Genomic DNA, 18,490 nt, shown 5'->3' on the forward strand with positions numbered 1-18,490 from the left:
CAAATTTTTCTTTAGCCATTTCGAAACACCTACAACAATACGATCAAAATAAACTGGAGCTCATAACCGGATTTGAACCGGTGACCTCTTCCTTACCAAGGAAGTGCTCTACCTGCTGAGCTATATGAGCAAAAACAACCTACTCAGAATGGAGCGGGTGATGGGAATCGAACCCACGCAATCAGCTTGGAAGGCTGGAGTTCTACCATTGAACTACACCCGCAGGATTCCTCAAAATTAGATGGTGGAGGGGGGAGGATTCGAACCTCCGAAGGTAGAACCGGCAGATTTACAGTCTGATCCCTTTGGCCGCTCGGGAACCCCTCCGTACTTATTCGATCAATTTTCCTCTTTTTTACAAAAGAGGTCAAGCTTTTTATACGGCTTCTTACGCAAGCGAATTAATTCGCGCCAAATCACCAGCCACCAACGCCTCAACATCCTTGAGCAACATATCGCACAAAGCCATAAACCTGAGCATCGCGCCATTAGAAAAACCAGACAAAACGTAATCAGCCACGCCTCCATCAGACGGCCGACCTATACCAATCCGCAACCGGAAAAAATCTTTGGTCCCAGTGTTGGATATTATGTCTCGCAGACCGTTATGCCCAGCATGACCACCATTGCGCTTGAGCCTCACCACGCCTTCCGCCAACTCAAGCTCATCATGAACAACCAAAAGCTCGCTGCAATCCATCTTATAAAACCGCATCAGCGCACCGACCGATGCACCACTTCTGTTCATAAAGGTCACTGGCTTCAGCAACAACACCCTACCAAGACCAATGCTGCAATCTGCAACATCCCCTTGAAACTGAGCCGAGCGAGACCAGCGCGCTCCATGCACTTCAGCCAAACGATCCACAAACAAAAACCCGGCATTATGCCGGGTTCTTTCGTACTGCTGACCAGGATTACCTAAACCAACAATCAACCTAATCATTCAATGACTTTGGCAATTACACAGATTCTTCAGCACCCCTGGTTTTAACAACCTGAGCCACAGGATGATTGTGCTCAGAACCATGAGCCAAAGCAGGCAACTCTACGCCAGCAGGCAACACCAAGTCAGACAAATGAATAGTCTCACCGATATCGATAGCTGCCAAATCCACCTCAATAAACTCGGGCAACACAGAAGGCATGCATATAACCTCAACATCAGTCATCGCATGCGTCACAACCCCACCTTTTTTAACGCCAACGCACACAGCCTCGTTAACAAAATGCAACGGAACATGAACCTTCAGCTTGTGAGACTCATCGACACGCATGAAATCCATATGCAAAATCTGAGGCTTAGCCGGGTGACGCTGGATGTGCTTCAGCACCGCTTTTTCGGCCGCACCATCAACCATCACATCCAGAACATGAGAGTAAACCGCTTCGTGAGCCAGATGCTTAACGACCTCGTTATGATCAAGAACCAGCATCAAAGGAGAAGCAGAACCGCCGTAAATAACCGCAGGAACCTTACCTTGCCGACGCACCGCTTTCGCCGAAGCACTACCAACACCAACACGAGCCTCTGCAATAAATTCAAACACGTTTGCCATTATTTCTCCTCACGCTTGCCACACAAGCACTACTTTAATTCTCAATTTAATCAACATATAACGAACTTACGGATTCTCCAACCGCTATTCGCCTTATGGTTTCAGCCAACATTTCAGCGACACTCAACTGCCTGATTTTACTGACACCCAACAACTCATCGGTTAAGGGAATCGTATCTGTGACGACCAGCTCATCAAGCACCGACTGCTTGACATTTTCAGCCGCAGCTCCAGAAAGCACCGGATGAGTGCAATAAGCCACAACTTTTTTTGCCCCGTGCTTTTTTAATGCCGCAGCGGCGTGACACAGCGTACCAGCAGTATCCACCAGATCATCGACCATCACACAAGTCCTACCGTCGACATCACCGATAATGTGCATGATTTCAGACACGTTAGGCCGAGGGCGGCGCTTATCGATAATCGCCAAGTCCGCATCACCCAAGCGCTTTGCAATTGCTCGAGCCCTCACCACACCACCAACATCCGGCGACACCACAATCAAGTCCGGATATTCTTGCCGCCATATATCGCCAAGCAGAATTGGAGAAGCATATACATTGTCGACCGGAATTCCGAAAAAACCCATAATCTGGTCGGAGTGCAAATCTACCGTTAAGGCTCGATCAGCACCAGCATTGCCTATCATGTCGGCCACTAAACGCGCCGTAATCGGCACTCGCGCAGACCGAGACCTTCTATCCTGCCGCGCATAGCCGTAGTAAGGCATCACTGCAGTAATCCGGGCCGCAGAGGCGCGCCGAAGAGCATCGATCATCACCAACAACTCCATCAAATTTTCGTTGGTGGGAGAACAGGTTGGCTGAATTACAAAGACATCCCTTCCCCTAACGTTTTCCTGGATCTCTACAAAAATCTCGCCATCGCTAAAGCGACCGACACTAGCCATGCCAAGGCGCATGTTCAGCTTTTTCACGATACCTTCAGACAAAGCCTTATTGGCATTGCCAGAGAATACCATTACCGAAGCCTCGCGCATTAAAGCACTCCCAAGGGATTTAAATTTGGAAATTATGGCTGGGCTGCTAGGATTCGAACCTAGGTATGCGGGGATCAAAACCCCGTGCCTTACCGCTTGGCGACAGCCCAATATTTGACTTAAAACACTCCCTGTTCCAACTTAACGTGAAGCGGCGACTTATCCACCTCCTTGGCGAGATAAACCATCCACTCTTCAATCAGCCCGGAATACGCACACTTTGCCGCATCTTCGGAATCAAATTCCGCAAAAACACAGGCACCGGTACCGGTTAACTTAGCCTCTCCGAATTCCGACAAAGCATGAATAGCCCTTACAATCGGAGGATACAACTCACTCACAACCGAAAGACAATCGTTCCTTGCATCCCCTGCAAGAAAGTCAGTCATTTTGATTGGTTTACTATTTCTTGTCAACCCATTAGCCAAAAAAATTTGTTTGGTGTTTACGTGGCAATCCGGCTTAATCACAACAACCCACCTGCCCGGAACGTTCACCTCAGTCAACTTTTCTCCAACTCCCTCAGCCCAAGAGGTTCGACCAAACACAAAAACAGGCACATCGGCGCCCAATCGCAACCCCAGATCCATTAAAGTCTCAAGAGAAAGGTTCAATCCCCAAAGCTTATTTAGTACCAGTAGCGTCGTGGCAGCATCCGAACTCCCCCCCCCCAATCCACCACCCATTGGAAGATTCTTTTCAATTTCAATCCACGCGCCCTCACGGCTTCCAGTATATTCTTTGAGTAAATTAGCAGCACGAACAGTCAAATCATCGCTCTCAGGCACCCCAGGAATCGGGTTGCGGAGCCTGACTTTGCCATCCTCCGCAGGACTAAACCTAATCCAATCACACAAGTCGATAATTCGGAACACCGTTTGCAACAAATGATAGCCATCCGGGCGACGGCCGATAATTCTCAACATCAGGTTTAATTTTGCCGGAGCTGGCCACTTCTCGCCCCATCCCTTCGAATTTAATTGACTTTCAGTCACGACAAATCCCATTGATCCACTATCAATTTTATTTTTGTACGATCTTTTTCAATATTGATTTTCTTAGGCAGAGAATCCGACGCTACCTTATACACGTCCCTAAAAGTGACCCTCCAACCCGCCTGCATAAAACCAGCATCCAATTCGACGCCCTGCAAACCCGGATCGAGAATCCCGAATACCCAATACCTCAACGAGTCGACAGGCATCACCACTCCCAACCGCTCCGACAAAACCTGCTCTGCCGAACCGTAAAATTCTTGCCGATTCTCGCCATCGTCGATTGTGACCGCGCCATCGACCACACTAATCGCCAAACGCCCCTGCGCCAACGGCCCCAACAACTCGATATCGTCCCTGCCGCCAAGATGCCGCCAATTGACCGATGCAGAAAACGACTCTCGCTCATCAGCAACCGCCAATCTTCCCGAGAATGCCCAACGACCGTGAGCCTGCAAGGCATGGGTTTCAAAGGGACGATAAACGCTGACTTCCGACTCAGAAACCAGCGAGCAAGCTGACAATGCCAAAATGCAACACACCCCCAGCCCACGCAGAATCATCATTATTGGCCGCTCTGTAAAAAGCGCTTTTTGAATTCGAGCAAATATTCGTCCTCTGGAGATTTTTTAAAAGCAGCGTCAAACAATTCCTTGGCCTGCTTTTTATCACCCATCTCCCACAACACCTCGGCAATATGGGCGGCAATCTCATTTTCAGGCTGTTTGTCGTAGGCTTTACGCAAATATTCCAAGGCCAATTCCAACTTACCTTGTTTATATAGCAACCAACCGTAGCTATCGACGATCACCGGCTCTTCCGGCTGCAACTCGATGGCCTTTCCAAGATATTTGGCGGCCTCATCATAACGTTGCGTTCGGTCGACCAAGGTATAACCCAAAGCATTCAGAGCCGCGACGTCTTCCGGCTTTTTCTCCAGAATCTTCAGCAAATCTGCCTCAAGCACGTCGAGCTTATCCAAACGCTCAGCCACCAGAGCCCGAGCGTAAAGCACATCACGGTTATCCGGCGCCTCTTTCAACGCTGACGTCAGAGCATCGAACGCATCCTGATAGCGCCCGGACTGGTTATACAATTCGGCCTTTACCATCAGTATCCGCAAACGCTGCTCCGGATATTTGACATCCATCCGATTGACTCGCGCTTCGACATCATCCAATCGCTTCTGATTCATCAAAAGTGAGACTGCGGCCATGTCGGCGTCGAAAGCGTAACTCCCCTCTTCGACCCGGTCGAACCAAGCCAAAGCTTTTTCCGGACGCTGTTGCTCCAGCGCTATTTTGCCCAGGTAAAAGCTGGCCTGGCCTTCCCAGTCCGGATTGGGCAACAACCTCTCCAAAGTGTTTTCGGCCTTATCTACCTGGTTTAGCTGCATATGAATCAAAGCCAGAGCAAACAAGGTCTCCGGATCGTCCGGCTTATCTTCAAGCACTGACTGGCAAAGCTTGATCGCGTCGTCATAATCGCGACTATTAACCAAAACCTCCAACAACATTTTTCGGAGCTGTTTGTCGTTCGGCGCCTGTTTCACGGCTTTTTCCAGATATTCTCTGGCCTTAGCCAAGTCGCCCGCCCGACCCGCCAACTGCGCCTGAAAAATAACCGCCTTGTTCCAATCGGGCTCCAACAACAAGGCCTGACTGATTTTTTGTTGGGCCAGTTCGCTCTGCTGCAATACCGAAGCCAATACCGCCTGGACGAAAAAGATGCCGGCATGGGCCGGACGCATTTGCGCCAACTCATCCAACACATCGTAAGTAAACTGAGTCCGCCCCTCTTTTTCAAGCAGCTTGCTCATCTCCAGCAATCCGGCTTCAAAACCGGCAGGATCGTCGGCCAACATCGCGTCGAGATTATCCAGCGCTGCCTTATGATCGGAATTCTTAATAGCCAACAACACCGCAAACTTTCTGGCTGCCAAATTTTTGCCGTCCTTAGACAACCAAACCGTCAACGCTTCCCGCGTCCGCGCCTCATCCTTTAGGAACAAACCGATTTTCACCGCTCTTTCGGCAATCCGCGGATCGTCGACCCGCTTAGCGGCCTGCAAATAGGCATCCATCGCCAAATCGTACTGGTTGCGCTGGCCCGCCAACTCAGCCGCCATCAACAGGTATAAAACCTCTTCGTCAATGACGGTGTTGCGGTTAACCCGGCTTTGCAGGCCATCAACCTTCGCCGGCTGATTCTCGACCGCAGCATCCTTGTCAGGCGCAACAGCACATCCCGCTGCAGACAAAACTATTGCTATGGCTATCCATTTATTCATGCAATCAATCGACCTGTGTTCAGAAAATTGTTTTTTATAGATTACCAGAAAAACCCCGGCGAGTCGGACCGCTGTTTGATTGGATTTGGACAAAAACTGCGCATTCCTTAAAATACAGGAATTTTCTTAAGTGTTTATGCGTATTCGATGACTCTTCTCGCCGTAGGGATAAATTACAACACCGCGCCGGTCGCCGTCCGCGAACGGCTGGCGTTCCCGTCGGAAGCCCTGGAGGCCACACTGAAAAATCTGTGGAGCATCCGTGAAATCAGCGAGGCCGCGATACTCTCTACCTGCAACCGCACCGAATTTTATTGCCAGGCCGAACACGACGCCCAAAGCTCACTAGTGACATGGATTGCCGACACCAAGCAGATCAAACCCGCCGAATTTACTCCTTACCTTTATAGTTACAAAGACAGCCAATCGATTCGCCACATGTTCCGCGTTGCATGCGGCCTGGACTCGATGATACTCGGCGAACCGCAGATTCTGGGCCAGATGAAAACCGCCTATCACGCAGCATCGCAAGCCGGCACGTTGGGCCGCAACCTGAGCAAGCTGTTCCAGCATACGTTCTCCGCGGCGAAAAAAGTCCGTACCGACACCGCAATCGGCTCCAGCCCGGTCTCGGTCGCTTTCGCCGCAGTACAACTGGCTCAGCAAATTTTCGACAAGCTAAGCGACCAAACCGCGCTACTGATCGGAGCCGGCGAAACCATAGAGCTCACGGCCCGCCATTTGTTCCAACACGGCATCGGCCGGATCATCATCGCCAACCGCACCTACGACAAAGCGCACGTACTTGCCACCCAGTTCAACGGCTACGCTATCTCGTTGGCGGAACTGCCCAACCATCTGGCCGAAGCCGACATCGTCGTCTCCTCCACCGCCAGCCAGTTGCCGATCCTGGGCAAGGGCCGGGTCGAGAGCGCAATCAAAATCCGCAAACACAAGCCGATGTTCATGGTCGATCTGGCCGTGCCGCGCGATATCGAAGCCGAAGTCGGCCAATTGCGCGACGTTTACCTGTACACCGTCGACGACCTGCAACATACCGTCAACCAGAACATGGACTCGCGCCGCCGCGCGGCGGAACAAGCCGAAGAAATCATCGACACCCAAGTCGAACATTTTCTGGCCTGGTTGCGCTCGCAGGGCGCTCAGGAAACCATCCGCGATTTCCGGGCGCAAGCGGAAAAGACCCGCGACGAGGCGTTGCAAAGAGCAATAGCCCAACTAAATACCGGCGCAAATGCCGAAGACGTGTTACAACGTTTAGCCCATACCTTAACCAACAAATTGATCCACACGCCCTGCGCGCAACTGCGCGACGCCGGCGCCAACGAACGCCACGACCTGATCGCCGCCTCGCGCGAAATTTTCAAATTAAGATAACCGTTGATGAAACCCTCGATACAAACCAAGCTGGAAAACCTCGGCGAGCGCTTCGAAGAAATTACCGCGCTGCTCACCCAACCGGAAGTGCAAAGCAACCAAAACCAATTTCGCAGCCTGAGCCAGGAATACGCTCAGCTGGAACCGATCGTCGCCTGCTACAGACAATATCAAGATAACGCAACCGATTTGGAATCGGCCAGGGAAATGGCCAAGGACAGCGATCCGGAGCTACGCGAGATGGCGAAGGAAGAAATCGCTGCGGCAGACAGCCGGCGCGAGGCCTTGGAACAAGAACTACAAATCCTGTTGCTACCGAAAGACCCCAACGATAATCACAACGTCTTTTTGGAGGTCCGGGCCGGCACCGGCGGCGACGAAGCGGCGATTTTCTCCGGCGATCTGGCGCGGATGTACCAACGCTACGCCGAGCGTCAGGGCTGGAATGTGGAAATCATCAACGAAAACCGCGGCGAACACGGCGGTTATAAAGAGATCATCATGCGCGTGGCCGGCCAGAACGTATATTCGCAATTGAAGTTCGAATCCGGCACCCATCGCGTGCAGCGGGTACCGGAAACCGAATCGCAAGGCCGGGTGCATACCTCGGCCTGCACCGTGGCGATCATGCCCGAAGTCGACAGCGTCGACGAAATCGAGATCAACCCGGCCGATTTGCGCATCGACACCTACCGCGCTTCCGGCGCCGGCGGCCAGCACGTCAACCGTACCGACTCGGCCATCCGCATCACCCACATCCCAACCGGCGTCGTGGTGGAATGCCAGGACGAACGTTCGCAGCACAAAAACCGGGCCAGAGCGATGTCAGTATTGCAGGCGCGCTTATTGGCCGCCGAACAGGAAAAAATCCACGCCGAACAGTCGGAAAGCCGGAAATTGCAGGTCGGCAGCGGCGACCGCTCTGAGCGCATCCGCACTTACAATTACCCGCAAGGCCGGCTGACCGACCACCGCATCAACCTGACCTTGTACAAACTGGAAGACATAATGGAAGGGGCGCTGGACCAAGTCATCCAACCGCTAATCCACGAACACCAAGCAGAATTGCTGACCCAGCTAGGCAATGCTTGACGGCGATCGCGTCCGGCCGGAAACCATCGCCGAGTTGCTGGCTTCCGCCGCAGCGGCATTGGCCGACAGCTCCGAAACCGCCCAACTCGACGCCGAAGTCCTGCTCTGCCATTGTCTGGATAAACCGCGGGCGTTTCTGCGCGCCTGGCCGGAGCGCAGTCCGGATGCCGAGCAGACCTCGAAATTCCACCGTTTGCTCGAGCAGCGCCGGCAAGGTGTTCCGGTGGCCTATTTGACCGGCCACCGAGAATTCTGGTCGCGCGAGTTTCTGGTCGGTCCGGAGGTGCTGATTCCGCGCCCGGATACCGAGCTGCTGGTCGAACTTAGCCTCGACTTGCTGCCGAGCGATCGGCCTTGCCGAGTCATCGATCTGGGCACCGGCTCCGGGATATTGGCCATCACCCTCGCCGTCGAGCGTCCGCTGGCGCATGTAGTCGGCTTGGATATCAACCGCGCGGCACTGGAGACAGCCCAACGCAATGCCGGACGGCTGCAGGTGGCCAACGTTAATTTCGCCGTTTCGAATTGGTTTGCGGACATAGCCGAATCCGATTTTGACCTGGTAGTGAGCAACCCACCCTACATCGCGGCGGACGACCCGCATCTGCGGCAAGGCGATGTTCGCTTCGAACCGGCCAACGCTTTGGTCAGCGCCGAAAACGGCCTGAAAGATATCCGCCTGATCGCCGAGCAGGCTCGCAGTCGGTTGAAACCGCATGGTCAACTGTTGCTCGAACACGGTTACAATCAAGCGACAGCCGTCCAGACCATCTTGACGGCGCTCGGTTACCGGCACGTCGCCACGCACCACGATTTAGCAAATAATCCTCGCGTTACCAGAGGGGTATGGAATCCATGACCAATACTTTAGAAATCAGCCTGCCGCGCAAATTAACCAACCAACTGCTGCATCTGGCGCAACTGTCCCCGGAAGCGGAAGTCTGCGGCTTGATCGGCGCCGATGCCAGCGGCAAACCGGTCGCTTGCTATCCGGTCAATAACAGCGCCGCCGACCCGAAACGCCGGTTTTTATTGGATGCCGCCGAACAAATCGCGGCGATGAAACAAATGCGGGAAAACGGCGAAAGCCTGTTTGCGATTTACCACTCGCATCCGGACACGCCGGCCACGCCCTCGGCCACCGACATTGCCGAAGCGGCTTATCCGAATGCGCTGAATCTGATTATTTCCTTGAACACCAAAGGCGTATTGGAAATGCGCGGTTTCAAAATCGACGGCAATAGCGTCACCGAAGCCGTGTTGAATCTGATCGAAGCCTAGGAGCCCTTGCACTTCAAGTTATATTTCTGTACCCGGTAACGCAAAGTCTCGCGGGTGGTACCCAGCATCCGCGCCGCGGCGGTGACGTTTTCGTCGGTGCGGTTCAATACTTCCTGGATCAAGTATTTCTCCATATCGTGCAGGCTCAGGCTGCCGTCCAACGGCAGGAAAATACCGTTTTCGTTTTGCTGCACGGTCGGGCTGCTCGGCGCATTCGGCAGTTGCAGCCAATGCTCCGGAAAATTTTCGTCGCTCGCGAGCAATACGCAACGCTCGATCACATTCCGCAGTTCGCGCACGTTGCCGGGCCAATCGTAAGCTTTCAACAAAGCCCAGGCCTGTTTGGAAATTTTGCTGACATTTTTCGCCGACTTGCGGTTGCTCTCGGCGATAAAAAACGGCACCAGCTCGTCCAAATCCTGCTTGCGCTCGCGTAACGCCGGCACCCGCAAGCTCATCACGTTCAAGCGGTGGTACAAATCGCTGCGGAACAAGCCCAGCTCGACTTTTTGCAGCAAATTCAAATTGGTGGCAGCGATGATTTGCACGTCTATCGCAATTTCGGCCTCGCCGCCCAACCGCCGAATCCGGAGATCTTCCACCGCCTTCAGCAACTTGGTCTGCAAATCCAGATCCATCTCGCCGATTTCGTCGAGGAACAGCGTGCCGGTGTGGGCTTGCTCGAACAAGCCGCGATGGCGCTTTTTGGCGCCGGTAAAGGCGCCGGCTTCATAACCGAATAATTCCGATTCCAGCAACTCGCGCGGCAGCGCGGCACAGTTGACTTCGACCAGCGGCGCATTGGCCCGGTTGCCGGACGCATGCAGTATCCGTGCGATCAAACCCTTGCCGGTACCGGTTTCGCCGGAAATGATCAAGCTGGAAAACGGCGTTTTCGCCACTTGCGAAATCATAGTCCGCAGCAAAGTGGCGGCCTGACTACTGCCGACCAGGGCGTCCACCGTATGCTTGCTGTTGCGGGCCATGGCTTGCTGCTGCACCTGGCGCTGGGCTCGAGCACTGCGCGCCGCCCCTTCGACCAACAGGTTCAAGCGTTCCAGTTCGCAAGGCTTTTCGACGAAATCGTAAGCCCCGAGCCGCACCGCCCGCACCGAATCGGCCACTCCGCCGTAACCGGTCAAAAACACCCATTCGCTGCTGCCGATCTTGTCCTTGATTCTTTCCAACAAATCCAGGGCATTGCCGTCCGGTAAGTTCATGTCGGACAACACCACCAACGGGTCGGTAGTCTGGCTCAGCAAATGTCGCTCGGCTTGCTGCAAATTCTCGCTGACCGTAACTTCCCAATTTTTTTTCCGAAAGAAACGCGCCAGCTCGGAACCGAGCAGAGCCTCGTCTTCAATGATTAACAGCGTATCCGGCATAGGCTTTATTTATGCTCCCAGGAGGCAAGGTCTTCGATCGGTTCCAGGTGGGTATCGATATCGATATTGTCCAAATTGTCCATGATTTGCCGCTCGATATCCTCCAGCAAATCGTGACCCTGCTGCACGCTCCATTGGCCGGGCACCAGTACATGTACCGACATGAAGCGGCGGGCGCCGGCGTAACGGGTACGCAAGGCGTGATAAGCGATGGCATGGCTGGCAACATATTGCTCCAACACCGCGATGATGGCTTTCACTTCGTCTGCGGGCAACGCCGCATCGAGCAATCCGGAAACGGTACGCCGGATCAACTGCAATCCGGCCCAGACGATATGGAAGGCGACGCCGATCGCCAGCAACGGATCCAAAATTTCCCAGCCGTTCATACCCAAACTTTGCGCCAGATTCAAACTGGCTTCGAAGCGGTTACCCACCGAGATCAAGGCGATGCCGACCAGAATGCCGACCGTGGTCCAGACGTCGGTCATCAAATGCTTGCCGTCGGCTTCCAGGGTGATCGACTGCCGCTTCCGCCCGACACCGATCAGTACCCGCGCTACCGCCAGATTGATCAACGACGCGAACACCGAGACCGCGATACCCAAGTCCAGTTGTTGCAAAGCCTGCGGGTGCCATAAACGCTCCCAAGCCGAAAAACCGATACTGAACGCCGCCAACAGAATCATCACGCCCTCGGCACCACTGGAAAAGTACTCGATTTTCTCATGGCCGTAGGCGTGGGTATCGTCCGGTGGCCGCGCGGAAATACTCAACACCGCGACCATAATCACCGCCGCCACCAAATTGATTACAGATTCCAGCGCGTCGGACAGTAAGCCCACCGAACCGGTCAGCCAATAGGCGTAGCTTTTCAGGCCGATGGTAGACACGGCTGCGGCGATGGAGAGCCAACCGTAGGCGGCGAGAGATTTCGGTGCGTTAGCCATTAGCGGAGGACATGCATAAAGAATCGAATTTTAGCAGACTGCGTCGCACCGGACCGATTCAGGCAGCGAGCGGGAAAGTCAAGGTCACGCAAGCGTGGCCCTGTTCGTCGTTTTGTAAACGCATCCCCCCCTGGTGGTCTTTGACGAAACGTCTTACCATCGCCAGCCCCAAGCCGCTGCCGCCGTCTTTCAGGCTGACGAAAGGCCGAATGCCGTGGCGTAAAAAGTCGGCGCTGAAACCCGGTCCGGAATCGACCACGGTAAGCTCCAATTTACCGTCAAGGATGTCGGCGTTGACGTTGACTTCGCCATTGCTAGCCCCGATAGCCTGGACCGCGTTCAACAGCAAGTTCAACACCGCCTGACGGAACTCGCTCTCCGGCAAAAACACATACAGTTCTTCGGCCACCCGACAGTTGAAGCTTACGTTTTCCCGCGCCTGATATTTCAGCAAGGTCAACAATTCTTCCAACAACGGCTGCACGGCGACACGTTGCGATGTCTCGCCGTTACTGCGGGCAGAGGCCAATAGATCGTTCAAATTGCGGGTCAGGCGTTGCACTTCGCGGTACACCATCTGCAACCGTTCCGCCAGATCACTGTCGCGGCACTCTTCCAGCATGTTCTCCATCGCCAATTGGATACTGGCCAGCGGATTGCGCAGTTCATGGGCGGTGCTGGCCGCCAATTCAGCCAGTGCGGCCAAACGCTCAGCCTTGGCCAACTGCTGGCTGCGCTCCAGCAAGGCGTGACTGGTTTGCCGGACCCGGTATTCGAGCAATTCGGTGTGCTCCAGATGTTCGCGTTCCAACTCGACCAGACGCGAAACCAAATGGTTATAGCGATCGAACAAGGCGTGCAGCAACGGGTCCGAGGTGCTGCGCTTGATCGGTTTCATCTCGCCCTCGGCCAGGCCGGACAACAGTTCTTTCAAGCAGTCCAGCGGCTCCAACACATTGGTGCGAAAGAAGTAGCCGACGATCCACAACAACAACAGCGGCAACAAGATCGCCAACTGCATTTCCAATTCGCCGTCGTCTTCAATGTTGATCAACAAGCGCTCTTCTTCCTGAGCCTGCCGGTCCAGAACCTGTTTAATCAACTGCAACGCGGTGACCAAATTAGCCTGGTCGCCCTGCACCGCCTTGCCGAACACTTCCTGCAGTTGCTGCAGATTAGCCGGTATCGCACTGTCGTAATCGCTCAAACCGCCGATCAATTGCTCCTGAATATCGGCTAACTGACTTTTCTCGGCCTCGGAAGCGCTCTGATTGGTCGACAGCGTCAATTGCAGTTGCAGCAGTTCGAACAGCGTATCTTCCAAACGATGGCCGCGGCCGATGTCGCGTTCGATGATGTGGATACGCTGATCGTTGACCCAGGTCAGGCGGCCGATCGCCAGCAATTCGGCAATCACCAACAAACCGAGAACGAAACTGACGAAGATAACCGGCCGAAACAGCAAGCGGCGCATGGTGGGATACATAGGCGGATACCGGGAACATGAATGAGTCGTGCAATTTAGCATGGCGAATTGTCGACGCCCAAACCCAGGCCAAAAAAAACCGCCTCGCCCTTGGGGGGACACGAGACGGTTTTTTGTTTAAAAAGTGAGGCTATCCTTGCCTCCGCGACGACCGATTAGAAATCGACCTGACCGCGCATTTCGAACATATCAAGATTACCGCCATCCCAAGAAGCGCCTCTGGCTCCGCCCAAGGTGGTGTTAGCTTGTTGAACATCCAAAACGTGAATGTAGTTGGCCATAAATTTGAAATGAGAGTGCGGATACCAGTTGACACCAAATTTCGCGGTAGAAGCTTCCCCACCGTTAATGCCGGCGCTGTTCAAATTAAGATGATCATAACCGGCGGCAATTTCCCAAGCACCTAAACCACCTTTGCCATCAAAGTTTCTGTTTGGCTTTATGCGATCCCATGCACCGGTTTTTGCTTTGTAGGCGCGAGATTCGCCTGTCAGGAAATAACTGACATATCCATAATAACCGGATAGTGTCGCACCATCGGCAAATCTGGCGTTGGTCGCGTTAGATGAGTTACTGATATCCGTTTGAATATACTCGGCCTGAGCTGAGAATGGCCCGTACAGTAATGCTGTTTCCCCACCCATTCTCGTCAAAGTCGAACCGAGCGGCAACGTACCGGTATTCAGAATACTGGTTCTATCGACGTTACTATTCACCGCGGCAGTGTATGCCATATTATTGGCGCCGCCGCCCAAATTGTTGGGCATAAACCGTTCGGAACCGGATGCGCCAATATGCAAGAACTTGGTTTTGTCTTCATACCAAGGCAAACCGGTCACGCGCCCGGTAACTTCCCAGCCCATATCGCCCGAGCCACCGTTACGATTGTTGTCGCCATTACTATTAACTACAACCGTTGTCGTACATCCGGCATTTGTACACACCGAGTTACCGTTTTTCGAGGTAGAGTAAGCCCAACCGCCGCCGACTGGTTCGGTCATCACGGCGCCGGTTACGGTCCAACGCGGCTCTGTCCAAGACAACCCGATACCGGTTTTATAGGCATTAGGGTTATCCGAGAACGAGTTAACAGCCATGTTACGTTCGATAAAAGTTAACCAGCGATTACTGGTGGCCTCTTCCAAACTGAATGGTTCTTTGAACGACCCGATTTTTACGCCCAGGTTGCTGTAACCTTTCCAGTTAAGGTAGGCATCGGTAATGCCTGCCGCCACAGAGCCGTTGCCGCGGCTGAAGTCGTACTCGAATTTATATTCGTAGTCTTTAAAGAAACTGCCTTCGACGCCCAAACGCGCTCGACGGATATTTGCGCCATCTGCCAATTGTTGCGTGCTATTTGGAGTACTACCCGTTGTCGTGTTCGCATCTTTGACGTTCATCTGCGCATCAACCTGCATCCGACCGTTGATCGCCATCTCAAAATTGCCGTCCTTACTTTCGAACTTGATGCCTTTCTCACTAAGCTCCAATTCACTGAACTTAGGATCTTTAATATGCTCGTCAAGCGCCTTCAGTTCGTTGTTTTTCAAGGCCAGATCTTCTCTAATTTGAGCAATCTCAGCCTTTTGAGCCTGAGCCTCGGCTTTTTGAGCTTGCATTTCGGCTTTCTGGGCAGCCGTGTCTTCAACTTTTTCGAAAGAGCCCAATTTAGTCCGCCCCGGCCCCGGCTCGGCGAAAATCTGTTTGGTCTTTGCGTCAACGTACAAATCCAGAGCCATCGCTTCAGCGCAAATACCGCCGCCGAAAACAGCCATCATTGCCAGGCTCAGTTTAGAGAGTCTCATTAAAATGCTCCAAAATTTAAATAAATCAATAAATTAAGACAGACCAACCGGCTTGACCGGCGAGTTTGGAGGCATTTTAGGGGGGTAATATGACAGCTTTGTGACAATTCGGTTTTAGCAACGCAAATGTTGCTTGAATGCAACGCTTTTACCAAACCGGATCGATAATATTCGACGCCACGCACAGATTCGACCGCGCAGCTTGTCAGCCGCAGCAATGCCACGGAACTGTAATTTGCGGATTAGCGTAAGAAGCGGCGGGAAAACGGCCGTAATATTTGCGTCACACATCCGGCCGGAAACTTGAACGAGCCGGCGCGGAGAATCGGGGAAATTAGCGGGAGGGGTAAAACAGCTTAAAGATGACTTCGAATTCGTCGCTGATCTTATCCAGCACGAAACTGATTTGTTCCGGGGACAGATTGAGCGCGCTGACCGCGAAAGCGTCATAGGGATTTTCGATCCGGCTCAGACAATTGGCCAAGCGGACCATCGCCGCCAAATCCGAAAACGGACCGATCGTATCGGGAAAACAATGCAAGCGGATGCTTTCGACGATGGCTTCCGGCAAATTCCACAGCTGGCATAGTTGTGCACCGACCTGAAAGTGGTCGAAACCGATCACGTTTTGTTCGATGTGTACGTCGTCGTCGACCTCCAGGTGCGCCTGGGATTGTAGTAATAAATCCACTTCTCGCGCCAAAACCGGAATCCGGCGGTAGAACACCAACTGCCCCAGGTTATGGAGCAAACCGCAGATGAAGGCAACATCCGTATAGTGCTTGCCGAATTGCAGATCCAGCTCCCTGGCAATCAGCGCGCAACGCAGATTGCGCGCCCAAAAATCGTGGATGGTGAAAACTTGGCCGGGCAAGTCGGAAAAGCGCTCGACGACAACCGCCCCCAGCACCAGGTTCTGCAACTCGCGGGTACCGATCAGCGTGATCGCCTTGGCGATCGAACCGATCTGAGCCGGGAAACCGTAAAACGCGCTATTCACGATCTTCAACAACTTGGCGGCCAGTGCCGCGTCATTTTCGATCACAAACGCCGCGTCCTTCGCAGTCTTGGTCGGATCCTCCACCACCTTCTTGAGCTGGAAATAAACATTCGGCGGCGATGCGAGTTGAAGATCGCCCCGCAACAGATCGGTAATGGTTAACGTGGATGGTGAGGATACTATCATCAACAATTCTAAAATTATGAATTTGCACCTATACTAGCAAGCGATAGCATAGAAACGACTTTAAAGTTTGCGGTTAACCCTAGTCCATTTCAATGGAATTACAAGCTTTGCAAATGCCGGCCGCCCTCCCTACCCATGTTTGAAGCCCCCCCATTTTCAACAAATACCTGGATGGTATTAAATGTTTGCCAGTGACGCGCTCAAAGAAAAACTCATCGTCGTAGCGGAACACGACGAAATCTCGGCGTTGAAAATCGTTTCCACGCTTAAAGCCAAAGGCTTTACCAATATTAGCCAAGCCGGCAGCGGCGAGCAAATTTACCAACTACTGCGCCCGCACAGCAGCACCCCGGAAGCCATCGGCCTGATCGTCTTGAATACGGCTTTGCCTCTGTGCAAAGTCCATGAAATGTGCCGCAACCTTTCGAGCACCGCGGCGGCTTCGGTGATTCCCGTGGTCTTGTTGGACAACGAAAACTTCGACTGCCCCTCCGATCACTGCTCGATCGAACCGGAAACCGATTGCCTCACTTATAGAATCCACACCCCGGTCAATACTCAAGAGTTGTTGCTGGCGGTGAAATTTTTGCTGAGTCTGAAACAAGAACGCCAACTTCGTCAGCGCCAGGAAGAGCAATTGATTAACGAGTTGGCGGCAAAAAACGTCATCGACGCCAAACTCAAGTTTCTGGTAGCGCACGACGAACTAACCGGCTTGTTCAATCGCAGCAGCTTCGAACGCCAGTTGCGGCTGATTTTGAATCGCAGCAACAAAACCCAAAAAGACGGCGCGTTGTTGTTCATCGACGTTGACCGCTTCAGCCTGATCAACGAGTTGGAAGGTTTCGAAGTCGGCGACCGTCTGCTGGTGGAGCTGGCCATTCTGGTCCGCAAACTAACCCCCCCGGCCAGCCTGTTCGCCCGCATCGGTGCCGACGAGTTTTGCCTGTTCGTCGAGAACAAGACCAAAAAACAGGCGCAGATACTGGCCGAAACCATCAAAAATACGGTCGACAATTTCCGTTTTTTCACCGGCGAAGTTTGCTACAGCGCCTCGGTTTCGATCGGTATTGCCACGCTGGACAACTCGGTATCGGCCTTTCATCCGGGGGAAATGATCCTGCATGCACGCCAGGCCTGCAATTTCGCGAAAAACACAGGCCGCGACAAGGTCTGCGTGTATAACAGCGAAGACGTTACCGTCAAGGAAAGGCGACGCGATATCTATTGGGTGCCGTTAATCCGTAGGGCATTGCGCGACAACAATTTGTTTCTGGTCTTCCAGCCCGTGGTGCAGTTGACCGACGGCAATATTTCCCATTACGAAGTTTTGCTCAGAATGCGCGGCGAGGGCGACGAGATCATCACCCCGGACCAATTCATTCCGGTCGCTGAGCGCACCGGTTTAATCCATGCAATCGACTTATGGGTGGTGGAAAACGCGATCGATTTTCTGGCGGCGTTGCCGTCGTATATGTCATACGTGTCGCTGGCCATTAACCTGTCGAGTACCGCTTTTCAATACCCGGATTTGTTGTCTACGATCAGCGACAAGCTGGAAATGACCTGGATCGATGCCGGCCGCCTGACCTTCGAAATTACCGAAACCGCCGCCGTCGACAACTTCGACAAGACCCGGCACATGATCAACAAAATCCGCTCCTTGGGCTGTAAATTCGCGCTCGACGATTTCGGTGCCGGATTTTGTTCCTTCAATTACCTGAAAACCTTTCCGGTCGATTACGTAAAAATCGACGGCCAATTTATTAGAAACCTGCTGGAAAACGAAACCGACCAGATTCTGGTGAAATCGATGGTAGAAATCGCTTCCAAACTGGGCAAGAAAACCATTGCCGAATTTGTCGAATCCACCGGCACCGCACTCAAGTTAAAAGAAATCGGCGTTAATTTCGGCCAGGGTTACGCATTCGGGAAACCCGACCGCAATTTAATCGATAGCCAGGTTTCCAATGCAATATTGTTCGCTGCCCCGAAGTCGACGACCACGATCAATTAGAGTTATTCGGGGGAAATTCCCGTTGATATCGGCCGGCCAATTAGTT

At 53.1% G+C, this 18,490-nt stretch carries 16 protein-coding genes and 4 tRNA genes; 5 read left to right on the plus strand and 15 right to left on the minus strand.

The window, feature by feature from the left end; translation table 11 throughout:
- Positions 1-54: 54 nt before the first annotated feature.
- The 10 genes from C2U68_RS01715 to C2U68_RS01760 all read right to left on the minus strand — a co-directional run bounded on the left by C2U68_RS01715 (position 55) and on the right by C2U68_RS01760 (position 5,844).
- Positions 55-130 (minus strand) — tRNA-Thr (locus C2U68_RS01715).
- 19 nt (positions 131-149) lie between these two features.
- A tRNA-Gly gene (locus tag C2U68_RS01720) sits at positions 150-223 on the minus strand.
- Positions 224-242: 19 nt separating this feature from the next.
- Positions 243-327, minus strand: a tRNA-Tyr gene (locus C2U68_RS01725).
- A 61-nt stretch (positions 328-388) separates the two neighbouring features.
- Positions 389-946 (minus strand): aminoacyl-tRNA hydrolase, encoded by a 558-nt coding sequence (pth, locus tag C2U68_RS01730; protein ID WP_140910786.1) that lies wholly within the window; start codon positions 944-946, stop codon positions 389-391.
- A 16-nt stretch (positions 947-962) separates the two neighbouring features.
- The gene (locus C2U68_RS01735) at positions 963-1,559 is read right to left on the minus strand and encodes a 50S ribosomal protein L25/general stress protein Ctc (protein ID WP_140910787.1); all 597 of its coding nucleotides are present in this window, start codon (positions 1,557-1,559) and stop codon (positions 963-965) included.
- Between the two features lie 46 nt (positions 1,560-1,605).
- Positions 1,606-2,559, minus strand: a complete 954-nt coding sequence (locus tag C2U68_RS01740) for a ribose-phosphate diphosphokinase (RefSeq protein ID WP_140910788.1) — start codon at positions 2,557-2,559, stop codon at positions 1,606-1,608.
- 35 nt (positions 2,560-2,594) lie between these two features.
- Positions 2,595-2,669 (minus strand) — tRNA-Gln (locus C2U68_RS01745).
- Between the two features lie 9 nt (positions 2,670-2,678).
- The gene (gene ispE, locus C2U68_RS01750) at positions 2,679-3,554 is read right to left on the minus strand and encodes a 4-(cytidine 5'-diphospho)-2-C-methyl-D-erythritol kinase (RefSeq protein WP_260839171.1); all 876 of its coding nucleotides are present in this window, start codon (positions 3,552-3,554) and stop codon (positions 2,679-2,681) included.
- Entirely contained in the window at positions 3,551-4,120 is a 570-nt protein-coding gene (gene lolB / locus C2U68_RS01755; protein ID WP_140910790.1) for a lipoprotein insertase outer membrane protein LolB, read from the minus strand. Before lolB ends, ispE begins: the two co-directional genes overlap by 4 nt.
- On the minus strand, positions 4,120-5,844 hold the full coding sequence (locus tag C2U68_RS01760; protein ID WP_140910791.1) for a tetratricopeptide repeat protein: 1,725 nt from the start codon (positions 5,842-5,844) through the stop codon (positions 4,120-4,122). Before C2U68_RS01760 ends, lolB begins: the two co-directional genes overlap by 1 nt.
- A gap of 147 nt (positions 5,845-5,991) precedes the next feature.
- Here C2U68_RS01760 and hemA point away from each other — a divergent pair, with 147 nt between their 5' ends.
- Genes hemA through C2U68_RS01780 form a run of 4 tightly spaced genes read left to right on the plus strand, consistent with a single transcriptional unit; the run spans position 5,992 to position 9,615 of the window.
- Positions 5,992-7,242, plus strand: coding sequence for a glutamyl-tRNA reductase (gene hemA / locus C2U68_RS01765; protein WP_140910792.1), 1,251 nt, complete (start codon positions 5,992-5,994; stop codon positions 7,240-7,242).
- Positions 7,243-7,248: 6 nt separating this feature from the next.
- Complete coding sequence (gene prfA, locus C2U68_RS01770; RefSeq protein WP_140910793.1) at positions 7,249-8,334, plus strand: peptide chain release factor 1; 1,086 nt, start codon at positions 7,249-7,251, stop codon at positions 8,332-8,334.
- Positions 8,327-9,193 (plus strand): peptide chain release factor N(5)-glutamine methyltransferase, encoded by an 867-nt coding sequence (gene prmC / locus C2U68_RS01775; protein ID WP_140910794.1) that lies wholly within the window; start codon positions 8,327-8,329, stop codon positions 9,191-9,193. Before prfA ends, prmC begins: the two co-directional genes overlap by 8 nt.
- A complete protein-coding gene (locus C2U68_RS01780; RefSeq protein ID WP_140910795.1) occupies positions 9,190-9,615 on the plus strand; it encodes a M67 family metallopeptidase in 426 nt (141 codons plus the stop codon). The genes prmC and C2U68_RS01780 overlap by 4 nt, the downstream gene beginning before the upstream one ends.
- On the opposite strand, the gene C2U68_RS01785 is transcribed toward C2U68_RS01780, so the two are convergent.
- From C2U68_RS01785 to C2U68_RS01805, 5 genes are all read right to left on the minus strand, one after another.
- The gene (locus tag C2U68_RS01785; RefSeq protein ID WP_140910796.1) at positions 9,612-11,000 is read right to left on the minus strand and encodes a sigma-54-dependent transcriptional regulator; all 1,389 of its coding nucleotides are present in this window, start codon (positions 10,998-11,000) and stop codon (positions 9,612-9,614) included. The two genes, C2U68_RS01780 and C2U68_RS01785, sit on opposite strands and share 4 nt — an antisense overlap.
- Positions 11,001-11,005: 5 nt before the next feature.
- Entirely contained in the window at positions 11,006-11,950 is a 945-nt protein-coding gene (locus C2U68_RS01790) for a cation diffusion facilitator family transporter (protein WP_140910797.1), read from the minus strand.
- Positions 11,951-12,008: 58 nt separating this feature from the next.
- Positions 12,009-13,436, minus strand: a complete 1,428-nt coding sequence (locus tag C2U68_RS01795) for a sensor histidine kinase (protein WP_260839172.1) — start codon at positions 13,434-13,436, stop codon at positions 12,009-12,011.
- Between the two features lie 155 nt (positions 13,437-13,591).
- A complete protein-coding gene (locus C2U68_RS01800; protein WP_140910798.1) occupies positions 13,592-15,241 on the minus strand; it encodes an OprO/OprP family phosphate-selective porin in 1,650 nt (549 codons plus the stop codon).
- Positions 15,242-15,575: 334 nt separating this feature from the next.
- Positions 15,576-16,427, minus strand: coding sequence for an HDOD domain-containing protein (locus C2U68_RS01805; RefSeq protein WP_140910799.1), 852 nt, complete (start codon positions 16,425-16,427; stop codon positions 15,576-15,578).
- Positions 16,428-16,608: 181 nt separating this feature from the next.
- On the opposite strand from C2U68_RS01805, the gene C2U68_RS01810 reads away from it, so the two are divergent.
- The gene (locus tag C2U68_RS01810) at positions 16,609-18,444 is read left to right on the plus strand and encodes an EAL domain-containing protein (RefSeq protein WP_140910800.1); all 1,836 of its coding nucleotides are present in this window, start codon (positions 16,609-16,611) and stop codon (positions 18,442-18,444) included.
- Positions 18,445-18,490 lie beyond the last annotated feature (46 nt).

The sequence above is a fragment of the Methylomonas koyamae genome (assembly GCF_006483455.1).
In the GTDB taxonomy this organism is placed as follows: Bacteria; Pseudomonadota; Gammaproteobacteria; order Methylococcales; family Methylomonadaceae; genus Methylomonas; species Methylomonas koyamae_B.